Genomic DNA, 14,681 nt, shown 5'->3' with positions numbered 1-14,681 from the left:
AAAGCTAATGAAAACCTTTAATAAAATAAAAAAATTCTCTGGATATTTGGATTACAACATAGAAGAAACTGTTTTGAGTTTCTCCAAAAAGTTTTTCTCGTCTTGATGTATCCGTTTTCGTGTGTGCTTTGGGCGATTTTTATACATCCGCATCTGTTCCCCATCGTCGCCCTTCACCATGCACAGGTATTCCCAGCCATAACGTTCGTAAAACGAGGTATGCTCCGTGATGAGGTAGAGGGTGCTGATACCTTTTACAGCCATATCCTTGCAGATATGTTCCAACAGCTGTCCGGCAATGCCGCGGCAACGTCGTTCCGGTTCCACATATAAGGCACAGATATTCGGAGTCAGGTCTTTGCGGTCGTGAAAGTCGTTTTCTATCACACCGGCTCCGGCAATTATCTGTTGCCCTTCAATTACTATGTACCATTGAGGAACAGCTATAGTTCCTTTAATACTTTCATCGATACTTGTCAGATACTCCTCTAAAGGAATTTCCCATTTTTCTTGGAACCATCTGGCTGCAGGAATGCGCCATTCGGGGTGGGCATGAAGGGATATGATATTGTATGTGTTCATTGGCTCTTGCAAAGTTTGTTTTATCTTCATCCGTTCTTTTCCGATCAATGTTTGGTGGAAGCAATCTTCGTAATTCTCCATATATTCCTTTTGCTTAAAGGATTCAATAAGCACAAAAGTAATGATTTTGCGCAAGAATCAGGCAAGCAGGCACTGCATTTATGAGAAATGTTTCAAAAATTGGAAGTGGGATAAATGTACTGAAATCATTTCCTATAAAGTTCCTTGCTTCAACTGCTCCACATAATCATCAATCATTCTCATCTGTGACGGTATGTCGATGCCCTGCGGGCATTGGGACACGCATTGCCCGCAACCGATGCAGTGGCTTGCCTGACTCAATTTAGGCACGCGGCGGTCATAACCTATCAGAAAGGCTCTCCGGGCTTCCTCATAATTGGCATCCAGATGGCTTTTGGAAACATAGCCGTGGTTGACGCATTTGTTGTAATGGAGGAAGTTCGCCGGAATATCTATCCCGTATGGACAGGGCATGCAATATTTACAGTCGGTGCAGGGGATATTCTGGCTGTCCTTCATTCGTTCCGCCACATCCTCAAGGAAATCGCTTTCTTCGCTGGACAGGGGAATGAGCGGTGAAAAAGTACGCAGGTTGTCCTGTAGATGTTCCTTATAAGTCATTCCGCTAAGAACGGTCAGCACCTTCGGGAATGACCCGGCGAAGCGGAAAGCCCATGCCGCAGCCGTGTCATCCGGACGCTTCTGTTTCATCTGAGCCAGTACGTCTTGTGTGACGTTGGCCAGCCTTCCGCCCAGTAAAGGTTCCATGACGACTACGGGAATGTCTCGCTTTGCCAATTCTTCGTACAGGTATTCGGCGTTGGTGTCATCTCCCATAGCCTTTTGCCAATCGGCATTGTAAGCGGAAGCATGCCTCCAGTCCACATAATTGAGTTGGATTTGCACAAAGTCCCAATGCACTTGTTCGTGCATCTGCAGCACACGATTGAACACTTCAATATCGCCATGAAAGGACCAGCCAAGAGGTCGGATTCTTCTCTGTTCCCGTTCCTCAAGTAGGAAGTCGAGCATCCCGTTTTGTATGAAACGCTTGTTGAACAGGTTCATTCCGCCACCACCTATGCCGTGCAGGAGGTAATAATCTATGTAATCGACTTGCAAATGCTGAAACGAGCGGTGATACATGGCTGTCAGATTCTCGCGAGAAAGGTCGGATGCCCCGGACATCTTGGTAGCGATGAAGAACTTTTCTCTGGGATGACGCTTCAAGGCTTTTCCCGTAACGGTTTCCGACCAACCTTGTCCGTAAATGGGAGCGGTATCGAAGTAGTTTACGCCCCGTTCTATGGCATAGTCTATCAATCCGTTTACGGTTTCTTGGTCTATCGGGCAACTGTCCTTTTGTGGAGAGGTGGCGGGTGGCCAGCGCATACAGCCGTAGCCTAACAGGGAAACTTGCTGTCCTGTCTTAGGGTCGGTGCGGTAAGCCATTTCCCCGCCCATGGTTTCTTGTCCGGCTTGCCCGTGTCCACAGGCAGACAATCCGGTGGATGCCCCAATGATACCCAGCCGTTTCAGGAAAGAACGGCGCGACATTCCTTTGTTTTCAGTTTGTTCCATACGCGTTTCAGTTCATATTTCTATATTCCAGTGGGGTAATGCCTGTCTTGCTCTTGAACAGACGGTTGAAATGCTGGGGATATTCAAATCCCAACCGGTATGCAATCTCGCTTACGGACAGTTGTGTAGTCGCCAGTAAGGATTTTGCCTGCTCTATCAGAAATGCGTGGATGTGCTGTTGCGTGTTCATTCCGGTCTGGCTGCGCAATAGGTCGCTGAGATAATGGGTAGACATGTTCAATTCACTGGCTAAGGCATTGACGGAAATAAACTCTTTGCGATGCTCGTCTATATGCTTTTGAAGCAGGAGATGTACCCGTGTCACGATGTCGGGCTCCACACTGCTGCGTGTCTGGAATTGCCTCGTATAGAAGCGTTCCGAATAATTCAGCAGGACATCAAGCTGCGAGACGATAATGTCCTGCGTATGTGCATCGATGTTTTGCCTGTACTCGTTCTCGATGTTTTCCAAAATATTCTCCACTACGTTCCGCTCCATGTCGGATATGTGCAGGGCTTCCCTCACATCGTAGGAAAAGAATTTCAGCCTGCCGATTTTTGCGCCTAACGGATATTTGCGTATGAAGTCGGGATGGAAAGCCAGCATCCATCCCCACCTGCCGGCGTTTACAGTTTTCTCTTCCCAACTGTGCACTTGCCCCGGTGCAAAGAAATTCATGCAGCCGCGTGTAAAGTCATAGCTGCGCCACCCGTAACTTGCATTACAGGTGGTCTTGTCCTTTATCGTGATGGTATAGAGGTTCAACCGCACCGGTTTACCGATAGGACTGTAGTCTTTTACATCAGACAGGCGGCAGACGCTCAACAGTGGATGGCATATCGGCGGACAGCCAAACAGGGCGACGTATTCCTCCACTGTATTGATTTCAATAATTTTCCCTTTCTGTATTTTCATTATTTCTTTACTTTGCCACAATAGATATTCACACCGCTTTTACAAGATATATTTTTACGACTGCAAAAATATGCATGGACAAACTTTTGGATGTTAAACAAAAAGGAGAAAGTGTTATATATACAGGAAAACAACCTGTTAATTTGCTTTCGCAGCCTTTGTATCGAACGCCTTACGGTGCTTGACGATGGTCTTCATGTTCGTCTGCGCCCATTCGGTCAGTTGAGCGATGAGCGGCATGAGCGAGCGGCCTATATCCGTCAGACGGTATTCTACCTTTGGCGGCACGGTAGGATACACTTTTCTGGCAACAAGGGCATCGGCTTCCAGTGTCTTGAGCGTACCCGATAACACCCGTGAAGAAACATCCGGAATCAGGCGGCATAACTCATTGAAACGGACACATTCGTGCTCGCTGATTACCAGTACGACCAGCAACGCCCACTTGTTACCGAAACGTGCTATTACATTACGGACTGGGCAAATCTCGATAATCGAATTTTTTTCTTCTTTTTTCAGAAGCTGTTTTGAATTTATCGTGCGATGATTTGGGATGAGTTTTTGAGGCATTTTCGCTTCTGTAATGAGGAAGATAGCGGGCTATCTGACGAAGAACAGGAGCGAAAAGGACCAAAAAATCGCCCAAAGCACACACGGAAACGGATACATCAAGCCAAGAAAAACTTTTTGGAGAAATTCAAAACAGCTTCTCAGAATCAGCCGGTCAATTTGGGAAAAATGTCATATCTTTAAAGGTAGCAAACAATAAAGTTATGACACACTATCCACCGGACCTGACTGAAAAACAGAGGCAAGTTACACCAAAGATTTTAGAGCCGCAAGCGAGGAACTGAAAACATCCGCTTAAAGAGGTGATGGATACCTTGCACATTTCAAAACAGCTTAATTTCTCCGATAAGTTTGTTGGACAGATACAAATCAATGTATGATTGAAAGGTTCAGTATCTGTTTCAAACTGTCTTCTTTTTACGTTCTCCATATGGAAACCGTACGGTTTCCATATCGAAAACATACGGTTTCCATATCAAGAACGTACGGTTTTGAGATGGAAACTATAAAAAGATACCCTTTGGATTGATAATACAACCTAATCAATAACTTTAACTATTTTGACGGATTTTGGATCCTTTCCGCTTCTGTTTTTCGTCAGATAGCTTACTTGTCCTCCTTATAAAATCAGAAAAACACCTTCGAAAACAATTCTCAAAACAAACCTAGGTAAAATATAAACAGTTTTTTACTGGTAGTGTGCAATTTCGGCAATGCGTGCCGGAATCTCGACATTGTCCATTCGTCCCTGGAAATAGTCCGCTCCGGCTCCAATGGCAAATACGGGTACGTAGCCAGCTGAGTGGCCGCCACTGACCCAACCTACCATGGCTATTTCATTGATAATGCGTACGGCTTCGGCTGCCAGTGGTTCGTCTTGTGCATATTCACTTTTTTCCATTTCTACATCGGAGCTAGTAAAAGTGCGGCAATATACTTCCTCAAGGCGTTTTGCTTGTTGTTCGGTCAGTTTCAGTTCATTCCAGAACCTGAAGTTGTCGGCAAGTGCCTGACGTGCCTGCTCCCACGTCACGCGGTTGCCTGTCTGGCGACGTAGACTGTTCAGTATGGAGGTAAAGGCAGTTTCGCTTACGCGCTGGTATTGCAGGGCTTGCAGGTTGAGGGCATATGCACCTGTACCCAGCACCAAACCACCTGTCTCATGGTCAGCACTGATGACAATGAGAGTTTCATCGGGATGATTTTCGTAAAACTGAAGTGCCTGGCGGATGGATTCGTTCAGATCAACCACTTCCCGGAATGCTGTAGCAGCATCGTTACTATGACATGCCCAGTCAATTTTTCCACCTTCTACCATCAAGAAGAAACCTTTGCTTAGGTCTTTCGAAAGGAAACGGATAGCAGCACTTGTAATGTCGCTCAGGCAAAGATCACCTTCGCGACGGTCGATAGCATAGGGAATAGCATCGCGGTAGGTTGCCGAAGCTTTTTCGGTCTGCAGCAGGATAAGTTTGTCGGCCTGTTCATTTTTTGCCATGAAGTCTTCGTATCCTCTTGCCAAGGTATATCCATACTGTGAGGCAAGCGTATAGAGACTTTCGCCTTGCCCGTGGTTATCGGGGTCGAGAAAATCAGAACCGGCGTAAAAGTCGAAACCGGCAGTAAACAAGTCTTTCCCTATCTGGTAATAGTTTTTCCGGTTCGGGTTGTGAGCATAAAAAGCAGCAGGTGTGGCATGGTCTATACTTACGCTGGTAGCGATACCCACACGACATCCTTTCTCTTTTGCCAGCATGGCGATACTGGCGATGGGGGTCTGCTGGTCTTGCTCCATGCCGATGGTACCGTTTTTAGTCTTTGTGCCAGTGGCAAGTGCAGTGCCTCCGGCTGCTGAATCGGTTACGCCATTGGTTGCTGAATAGGTGGAACTGGTAGTGGCATAGGGGAATTCGGTAAAGTCGAGCGGGGTAAGTCCGATTTTACCATCCAGTTCGCCCAAATAAAGTTCGGTACCCTGTACTTGGTTGACTCCCATTCCGTCGCCGATGAAGAAAAACACGTATTTGGCTTCTTGTGCATATGTCCATACGGAAATCAGGGAACAAAGAAGGAAGAATGAAATTTTTTTCATATCGCTGTTTTTAAATTTGGTTACTATCCAAGAAGCTGTTTTGAATTTCTCCAAAAAGTTTTTCTTGGCTTAATGTATCCGTTTTCGTGCGATAAATTCAAAACAGCTTCTAAGGGCAAAGGTAAGGAAAATAAAGGAATGCAGAAATAATCTTGAAAAAAAACTGGTGCCAAACAGATACAACCGACAAATGTTGCGTTAGTTATAAATGAATTAGTATATTAAATTATATTCAGATGAAAACAAAAGTATTATTGGGCATAGCTTTGTCATTGACAATGTTTGCCTGCCAGCAAGAGAACGTTCCCGAAGCGGGAACGGCAAAAGAAAATACCGATATCCGCCTGCGTGCTGAAGTCTCGGGCAGTGTGGAAAGCCGTACAACGACAGATGAGGGTGGCAATGTGTCATTCAATCCGGGGGATGAAATTGGTTTCTTTATGCCCGAGGAAGATAGCCCGACATTGTTTACCAACAAAGCAGGCACTTGGGAAGCTGCCGCCAGACTGTCTTGGCCCGACCTGACCAGTGATTTTGTTTTCTGCGCATTTTATCCTTACCAAGCGGGAGCTATGCGCAGCCAAGTGCCAATGCCCGACCTCAGTCTTCAGTCAGGCAAACTTGCCGAACTGGGGACATACGACTTTTTGGTAGCGACAAAAGAATGTAACTTCGGCGACAATAATGGTACGGTTAATTTTACCGGTGCCAATGCGTTCAAACACACATACAGTCTGTTGTTGATAACTTTGGTTGATGAGGGCAATATGGAAACTTTGTTAAATGAAGTCAGCATTGAAGGTGAAGGTTGTTTTACGGAGCATACATACAATTTCACCAGCGAATTAATGACTGAAATATCGGGAGCCGAAGCGAAGAACAAGTGGACGATGTCTGCAGGAGGCACAACTATTGATGATGTTACCGATACACAGATAGCCTTGTTGCTCAATCCGTCGGAAAGCCAAGTGACGCTGACATTCTCTATTGGCTATACACGCGACGGCGTATCGTTCACGGCAAGCACGCAAAATATCAGTCACGCATTTGCCGCCGGTTATTGCTACCAGTATACCATCCGTATCAATGACGGACAACTGATTATTGGCGATTCCGATGTGACCGAATGGACTACCGGTGAAGTAACAGGTGGAGGAAACTTGGTGGTAGATGGAGAACCGGAGAATGTTTGATTTTTTTTTCGCTTTCCAGATAATATCTCTGCTCCATGTATTGCCGGAAATAGGATAAAAAGCCGTACCTTTGCACAAAATTAACTCATTACAGATTACATAGACTGAAGAACATAGTAATACGGATGTAAGCATTGTTCTCAAATCTATGTAATCTGTGGCGCGAAAGACAAAATTTACACAATATGAAAGCACTGAAAGAGCGTATTTTGCGGGACGGAAAATGTTTTGAAGGAGGAATCTTGAAAGTAGACAATTTCATCAATCACCAGATGGATCCGGTTTTGATGAAATCGATGGCGGTAGAGTTTGTCCGCCGGTTTGCAAGTACAGATATAAATAAGGTGATGACTATCGAGGCGAGTGGCATTGCTCCAGCCATTATGGTAGGCTATCTTCTCGAATTGCCGGTAGTGTTCGCCAAGAAAAAACGTCCCAGTACCATGGAGAATATGCTGACCACAATGGTTTATTCGTTCACCAAAGACCGTTCGTATGAAGTCTGTGTCAGCCGTGATTACCTGTGTCCGGGCGACAGGGTGTTGTTTATTGATGATTTTCTGGCGAACGGTAATGCAGCCAAAGGTGTCATTGATCTGGTACAGCAGGCAGGAGCTGAATTGGTGGGGATGGGATTCTTAATAGAAAAAGCGTTTCAGCACGGAGGTGACTACTTGCGTCAGCAGGGGATACACGTCGAGTCGCTTGCTATCATTGAGAGTTTGGAGAATTGTGAAATCAAAATCCGCGAATAATGGAAGAACATCAAGGACCTGTAGTATCTTCCGGGTTAATCTATGGGCTGGATGACCGTCCGCCCTTGCGTGAGACTCTTTTTGCCGCATTGCAGCATCTCCTGGCCATTTTTGTGGCAATTATCACCCCGCCGCTCATTATTTCCGGTGCTCTAAAATTGGATTTGGAAACAACTGGTTATCTGGTATCGATGGCATTATTTGCTTCGGGCATTTCCACTTTCATCCAATGTCGCCGCATAGGTTTTATCGGATGTGGTTTACTGTGCATACAAGGTACCAGCTTTTCGTTTATCGGTCCTATTATTGCAGCAGGACTGACTGGAGGGCTTTCAGCTATCTTTGGTGCCTGTATGGCTGCTGCATCGGTCGAGATGTTTATCAGTCGTTTATTGAAATATACCCGTCGGATTATCACCCCGTTGGTGTCGGGTATTGTGGTAACTCTTATTGGCATGAGTCTGATACGGGTGGGCATCACGGCTTGCGGAGGCGGAGCTGCAGCACAAGCCGACGGAACTTTCGGCAGCCTGCGTCATGTGGGACTCGCCGGACTGGTGTTGGTTTTGATTATCTTTTTTAACCGTAGTTCAAACCGTTACCTGCGTATGAGTTCCATTGTCATTGGACTCGCTATCGGTTATATAGTGGCATGGTGTCTGGGGATGGTAGATTTCGCTTCTATCCCGGATTATGGCGGACTGAATGTTCCCATGCCTTTTCGTTATGGACTTTCTTTTGATATATCTTCTATCATAGCCTTGGCATTGATTTATCTTATTACCGCCATTGAGGCATATGGTGACATTACGGCAAACTCACTAATTTCGGGCGAGCCTGTAGAGGGAGAGAAGTTTGTCCGCCGTGCTTCAGGAGGCATCTTTGCTGATGGCTTTAATTCGATGATAGCTGCTTGCCTTAATTCGTTTCCCAATTCCATTTTTGCCCAAAACAACGGAATGATACAACTGACGGGTGTAGCAAGCCGTTATGTGGGTTACTACATTGCCGCGATGCTGATTATATTGGGATTGTTTCCTGCAGTGGGATTGGTCTTTTCGCTGATGCCTGAACCGGTACTGGGCGGTGCCACGTTGCTGATGTTCGGCACGGTGGCAGCAGCAGGTATACGTATCATTGCTTCACAAGACATTGACCGCAAGGCAACATTGGTTGTTGCCCTAAGTTTTTCCTTTGGCTTAAGCGTAGAACTGGTACCTGACATTCTCTGCCAGCTTCCCGAAACCCTACGCACTATTTTTTCATCAGGCATCACTACCGGAGGGCTTACGGCAATATTGGCGAATCTGCTGATTCGGATTAAAAATTAAGAAATTGTTTTGAATTTACCGTAATGCGTTTTTGAGGCATTTCCGCTTGTGTGATGAGGAAGATAGTGGGCTAGCTGACGAAGAACAGAAACGGAAAGGAACAAAAAATTGCCCAAAGTACATACGAAAACGAATGCATCAAGACGAGAAAAACTTTTTGGAGAAATTCAAAACAGTTTCTAAGCAAGCAAACACAGTTTTTCGCAGATTAGCTGTTTTGAATTTTCAATCTATAGAACTAGTCAACGAAAAACTGTGTTTTAAAGAAAAAACTTTATCCGTCTGCTCTTCCGCTTTCAGCAATCATCTGGCGAATATGTTGATTGAAGTCGGTAAGACTCATCAGCTTTTCGAGGGTGATATGCATCCGCCAGCGCCAGTAATTATGTGGATTGGCCGGGATATTGATGCGTTCGGCATCAATGTCTGCATTACGGATGGCTTCGTCCATTGCGGTCCAGTCTTGCCACGTCAGGATACAAAGCATCGAAGGACACTGCAGGTGACGGCGGACGATTTCCTCGCATAACCAGCCAGGAGCTTCTTCGGGTGTTGTGCCCCAGTAGTGCAGTTCGTTATGATAGAAGCGGTCGGTAACGGTGGAGTCTTCTTTCCACCAGCCGCGCAGGGTAGTCATATCGTGGGTGCCGATGGTACATACCGAGAGGTAAGGATAGTTCTCGGGTCTGCCAAACTCTATACCGGTTTGTTTGGGCATCCGCTGGATTTCGAGTGAAAGTATTTGTAACTGGTTCATTACCCAAGGTACGCAGCCCGGTACCATACCCAAGTCTTCTCCGCATACCAGCATCGGGGTTGCTTGAAGCAGTATAGGTAGTTTTTTCATCGCTTCGTGGTACCAGAATTCATTATGACGCTGGTAGTAGTAATGATCATAAAGGCGGTTGAATGCTTGCTGTTCTTTAGCAGAAAGGTGGCAGAATACCGGTTCGTTCTGTACGGCGATGCGTGGATGGAATTTATTAGGGTCATCGCGGTCAGCGATGAAGAGCACATCGCTGATGAGTGAATAGAGTTTTTCGCGCATATCCGTACTGGCGGGGTCATCCTTTCCGTCAAAGTATGTCTCGACCTTACGTTGAGTGTTGTATTCGGGTCGCAAGGCATACAGTTTGCTGGGAAGATGTTTCAAAAAAGTGTGGCGCACCTCGTGTGCCTTGTCACCGAAAAGTTTATCTATCAACTGGTCATCAATGTACGGACGTGTCATACGTTCCTTGTCGAAATCGAGTCCGAAGCTTTGTATTTCTTCTTTGCTCATTGGAAGCGAAGGGACGAATTGCCCCAATAATCCGTGGACAGAATGATAAGGAATCTCCCAGATACGGAAGAAACCAAGGATATGGTCGATACGGTAGGCCGTGAAGTATTCTGCCATCTTGCGGAAACGTCGTTGCCACCAATGGTACTGGTCTTTCTCCATCACTTGCCAGTTGTAGGTGGGCATTCCCCAATTTTGTCCGTTGGTGGAAAAAGCATCGGGAGGAGCTCCTGCTTGCCCGTTCATATTGAAATAATAAGGCTCTACCCATGCCTCCACGCTGTTGCGGCTGATACCTATAGGGATATCACCTTTCACGATGACTCCCTGGCTGCGTCCGTAGGTGCAGGCATCAAGCAGTTGTACGTGCAAGTAGTATTGCAAAAAATAGTAGAAACAGATGTCTTCGTAGTACGTACTTCCGGGGATGCACATTTGCTGCACTCGGTCTGCTTGGTATACGCTGTCCACTCCCCATCGGCGAAAATCGGCAGTGCCATTCCGGTCGCGCAACACGCTGAATGCAGCGTAAGGCTGTAGCCATTCTTCGTTCTTTTGCACGAAAGCTTTGAATTCCGGCATTTCCAGAAATTGTTCTTGCTCTTGGTGGAATAAGGTATGCAGGTATTCCCGTTTCAGGCAGTTTACTTTTTCATAGTCGACCTGCGATAAGCCGTTCAGGGTAATACGGCGTCGCTCGAAAGCCTTCATTGCTTCTTCATCGTTCAATGCAGGCAACTGGCGCAGGTCAATATACATCGGGTGAAAAGCATAAATGGAGATACTGTTGTAGGGATATGAGTCCATCCACGTACCAGTCATTGTAGTATCATTGATAGGGAGTATCTGTACGGCACGTTGTCCGGTCTCGATGGCCCACGTGATGAACCGTTTCAGGTCGCCGAAGTCACCTACACCGCAACTTCCTTCCGAGCGGAGCGAAAACACAGGAATGGCTGTTCCCGCAATACGGCAGGCAGGACGGTTGAAGAATACTTCTGCTTCGGCAGGCAGATAAGTTTCTCCGCGTTGAAGCGGACGTATCTGAAAAAGGCGGTTAGGACGCGTTTCCCATTCTTCTACAGCTCCCGTCTTCTCGTTGATGGCGACAAACTTATACTCGAATGGTGATTTTAGTGCCGATACATCCAATGTGAGCTGCCACACGCCCGAAGCAACCTCGTGCATCCGGATAGGACGGCAATACTCCCAATTACCCAGTGCACTACAGCTCCCGATAATCCCCAGTTCCTGTCCTTGTACATGCAATCCCGGACAAAGGGCACGGAAAGTGATGCAGCTTCCCACATTGTTGCTCAATCGATTGGGCGATGTCAGTGGATGGACATCATTAAAGGCGGAACTATAACGGTAATTTTCGGTAGGAAGATCGCGCCAGCAATCTTCTATGAGGTATTGATGTTGCTGGACATTGCCCGAATACACGGTGTGTGCAATAGCTCCCAGTTCCTTGCGGATGCACATATCGTCGCGGAACACCCCGTAACGATAGGTGATAGGACGTCCGGACTCGGCAGGCGAATAATCGCAACTTCCTTTCCATTCGCTTCCGTCGCGGGTGGAAAGCTGGAGAAAGAGAGGGTCACCTTCATCGAAGATGACACGGAGGTCTTCTCCCCAAACAGTATGGTATTGGATACGGAATGTGAGTTTCATCTGATTCTGTTGGTTAGTTTATGTGTCAAATATAAGGAATTATATGATAATATGCAAATGTGGGAATGTGTCAATGTGGGAATAAAAAAACTCCAGCAACAAAATGCATTGCTGGAGCTTCCCCTAGTGTAAGATGCGGGGCTGGATTTTTAATTGTGAATGAATATGAAGTTAATAAAAACGCCTTATGCGTCGATATTCGCATATGTGGCGTGTCTTTCTATGAATTCACGTCGTGGAGCTACATCATCCCCCATCAGCATGGAGAAAATGTAGTCGGCGTCTGCTGCGTTTTCGATGCTGACTTGCTTCAGAATGCGGGTTTCCGGATTCATGGTCGTTTCCCACAACTGTTCCGGATTCATTTCACCCAAACCTTTGTAACGCTGAGTGTGGATACCTGTTTCGGTACCGTCACCGTATTTCTGCATAAATGCCTGACGTTCTTCATCGGTATAGCAATATTCGCTGATTTTGCCTTTGGTGCATTTGTAGAGAGGAGGATTGGCGATGTAAAGGTGTCCGCCCTGGATTACTTCAGGCATGTAGCGATAGAATAAAGTCATAATCAGGGTATCAATGTGCGAGCCGTCAACATCAGCATCCGTCATGATTATGACTTTGTTGTAGCGCAGCTTCTCAATGTTTGCCTTCTTGCTGTCTTCCGAATCATCTACACCGAAGCGTACCCCCAGTGCCTGTATGATGTTGTTTACTTCGTCACTTTCAAACGCTTTGTGCCACATGGCTTTCTCTACGTTTAAGATTTTACCTCTTAACGGCAAGATGGCTTGAAACTGGCGGCTTCTGCCCTGCTTGGCAGAGCCACCTGCCGAATCACCTTCGACAAGGAACAGTTCGCATTCTTCGGGTGTGCGGCTGGAGCAGTCGGCAAGCTTGCCCGGAAGCCCTCCTCCACCCATCGGGCTTTTACGTTGTACAGATTCACGTGCCTTACGGGCTGCAATGCGTGCCGTAGCTGCCAATACTACCTTGTCTACGATAAGTTTGGCTTCTTTCGGATGTTCTTCCAAATAATAAGTTAAAGCTTCACCCACGGCTTGGTTGACAGCACCGCTCACTTCGTTGTTGCCCAATTTGGTTTTAGTCTGTCCTTCAAACTGTGGCTCTGCTACTTTTACCGAAATGACTGCTATCAGCCCTTCACGGAAGTCCTCGCCCGAAATTTCTACCTTGGCTTTTTCCAATGCCTTGCTGTCTTCGGCATATTTCTTCAGCACACGAGTCAATGCCGTGCGGAATCCTGCTTCGTGCGTACCTCCCTCGATGGTGTTGATATTGTTTACATATGAATGGAGGTTTTCGCGGAAGCCTGTGTTGTACATGATGGCACACTCGATAGGAATACCCTGTTTTTCAGTATTCAGATAGATGACATCATCGATGAGTGGTGTATTGCTCGAATTAAGGAAGCGTACAAACTCTTTTACGCCCTCTTCCGAATGAAAGACCTCTTGTTTGTACGAACCATCCTCTTCTTTTTCGCGCTTGTCGGTCAAGGTAATAGTAATACCTTTATTCAGGTAGGCAAGCTCGCGCATACGTGCCTGGAGAATGTTATACTTGTATTCGGTAGTGGTAAAAATCGATGCATCAGGCCAGAAAGTCTGACGGGTTCCAGTAATATCGGTTGTTCCTACTTCCTTTACAGGATAAAGTGGCTTTCCACATGCATATTCTTGTTGGTAGATTTTTCCGTTTCTAAACACATTGGTCACCATGTGGGTAGACAATGCATTCACACACGATACACCGACACCGTGCAGTCCTCCAGATACTTTGTATGAGCCTTTGTCGAATTTACCTCCGGCATGGAGGACGGTCATCACAACTTCCAGTGCCGACTTTTTTTCCTTTTGGTGAAAATCTACTGGGATGCCTCGCCCGTTGTCTTGCACGGTGATTGAATTGTCTTCGTTGATAGTTACTTCTATGTGGGTGCAATAACCGGCGAGTGCTTCATCAATGGAGTTATCTACTACTTCGTACACCAGATGGTGTAATCCTTTTTCGCTGATATCGCCAATATACATAGCGGGGCGTTTGCGTACGGCTTCCAGTCCTTCCAATACTTGAATGCTGCTTGCCGAATACGTATTTCCGCTGTTTAGGGTCAGTTCTTCGCTCATATCTTTTCAGTCTACTTTTTAAAACGGTCAAAGATACGCATTTTTCGTGAGATAGTGAACTTTTGTTCCTCTAAAAAAACGGAAAATAACAAAGGCCGATAATCAGTCGATTATCAGCCTTTTTATGTACCCAGACCCGGCACAAGGCATAGAAATCATAGGAAAATAAAAGAATTTATCTTCCTTATTATCAGTTATTTGTATATTTCTTATTTTCTCCATTTTTGCCATATTTTGCCCATTTTTCGTCATTAAGTACACTTTTAGTACACTTTGAAATTCCATTTTCTTTTGTACCTTTGCAATATCGGAAAACAAAAGAAAATCAATTATTTAGCGTAATCACCCGGTTATGGTACCTAAATCGGGATAAAACCTCTAAACAATGGCAAAGTTAGAAAATAAAACGAAAGAAAACCCTAAATTGGAGCAAAATAAACTGTCGGACGGCAGAAGGCAGAGTCAACCAGCGAGTGCAACATTACGAAATATTTTTGAAAAAGACCTCAGCCGGAGTCGAGAAATTGAGTT

General features: G+C 45.9%; 11 protein-coding genes. 4 read left to right on the top strand and 7 right to left on the bottom strand.

The window, feature by feature from the left end:
• Positions 1-51 precede the first annotated feature (51 nt).
• From H9625_RS15885 to H9625_RS15870, 4 genes are all read right to left on the bottom strand, one after another.
• Positions 52-663 carry a GNAT family N-acetyltransferase gene (locus H9625_RS15885; RefSeq protein WP_225226475.1) on the bottom strand — a complete coding sequence of 204 codons (612 nt, stop codon included), beginning with the start codon at positions 661-663 and terminating at the stop codon, positions 52-54.
• 132 nt (positions 664-795) lie between these two features.
• Entirely contained in the window at positions 796-2,184 is a 1,389-nt protein-coding gene (locus tag H9625_RS15880; protein ID WP_191765289.1) for an aldo/keto reductase, read from the bottom strand.
• Positions 2,185-2,191: 7 nt separating this feature from the next.
• Positions 2,192-3,100 carry a helix-turn-helix domain-containing protein gene (locus tag H9625_RS15875; RefSeq protein WP_225226474.1) on the bottom strand — a complete coding sequence of 303 codons (909 nt, stop codon included), beginning with the start codon at positions 3,098-3,100 and terminating at the stop codon, positions 2,192-2,194.
• Positions 3,101-3,238: 138 nt separating this feature from the next.
• Positions 3,239-3,670, bottom strand: coding sequence for a winged helix-turn-helix transcriptional regulator (locus tag H9625_RS15870; RefSeq protein ID WP_191765287.1), 432 nt, complete (start codon positions 3,668-3,670; stop codon positions 3,239-3,241).
• On the opposite strand from H9625_RS15870, the gene H9625_RS15865 reads away from it, so the two are divergent.
• Entirely contained in the window at positions 3,644-3,853 is a 210-nt protein-coding gene (locus H9625_RS15865) for a hypothetical protein (protein WP_191765285.1), read from the top strand. The genes H9625_RS15870 and H9625_RS15865 overlap by 27 nt on opposite strands.
• 505 nt (positions 3,854-4,358) lie before the next feature.
• Here the strand turns inward: H9625_RS15865 and H9625_RS15860 are convergent.
• Positions 4,359-5,762 (bottom strand): alkaline phosphatase, encoded by a 1,404-nt coding sequence (locus tag H9625_RS15860; RefSeq protein ID WP_191765283.1) that lies wholly within the window; start codon positions 5,760-5,762, stop codon positions 4,359-4,361.
• A 236-nt stretch (positions 5,763-5,998) separates the two neighbouring features.
• On the opposite strand from H9625_RS15860, the gene H9625_RS15855 reads away from it, so the two are divergent.
• The 3 genes from H9625_RS15855 to H9625_RS15845 all read left to right on the top strand — a co-directional run bounded on the left by H9625_RS15855 (position 5,999) and on the right by H9625_RS15845 (position 9,041).
• Positions 5,999-6,955, top strand: coding sequence for a fimbrillin family protein (locus tag H9625_RS15855; RefSeq protein WP_191765281.1), 957 nt, complete (start codon positions 5,999-6,001; stop codon positions 6,953-6,955).
• 185 nt (positions 6,956-7,140) lie between these two features.
• A complete protein-coding gene (gene xpt, locus H9625_RS15850; protein ID WP_022039932.1) occupies positions 7,141-7,710 on the top strand; it encodes a xanthine phosphoribosyltransferase in 570 nt (189 codons plus the stop codon).
• Positions 7,710-9,041 carry a nucleobase:cation symporter-2 family protein gene (locus H9625_RS15845; protein WP_087207963.1) on the top strand — a complete coding sequence of 444 codons (1,332 nt, stop codon included), beginning with the start codon at positions 7,710-7,712 and terminating at the stop codon, positions 9,039-9,041. The genes xpt and H9625_RS15845 overlap by 1 nt, the downstream gene beginning before the upstream one ends.
• Before the next feature lie 274 nt (positions 9,042-9,315).
• On the opposite strand, the gene H9625_RS15840 is transcribed toward H9625_RS15845, so the two are convergent.
• Positions 9,316-12,000, bottom strand: a complete 2,685-nt coding sequence (locus H9625_RS15840) for a 4-alpha-glucanotransferase (protein WP_191765279.1) — start codon at positions 11,998-12,000, stop codon at positions 9,316-9,318.
• Positions 12,001-12,185: 185 nt separating this feature from the next.
• Positions 12,186-14,150 (bottom strand): DNA topoisomerase (ATP-hydrolyzing) subunit B, encoded by a 1,965-nt coding sequence (gene gyrB, locus H9625_RS15835; RefSeq protein ID WP_022039830.1) that lies wholly within the window; start codon positions 14,148-14,150, stop codon positions 12,186-12,188.
• Positions 14,151-14,681: the final 531 nt, after the last annotated feature.

It is taken from the genome of Phocaeicola intestinalis, from assembly GCF_014837065.1.
GTDB classification, from domain to species: domain Bacteria; phylum Bacteroidota; class Bacteroidia; order Bacteroidales; family Bacteroidaceae; genus Phocaeicola; species Phocaeicola intestinalis.
The sequence above is the reverse complement of the archived record's forward strand: the minus strand, read 5'-3'. Positions and strand labels throughout refer to the sequence as shown.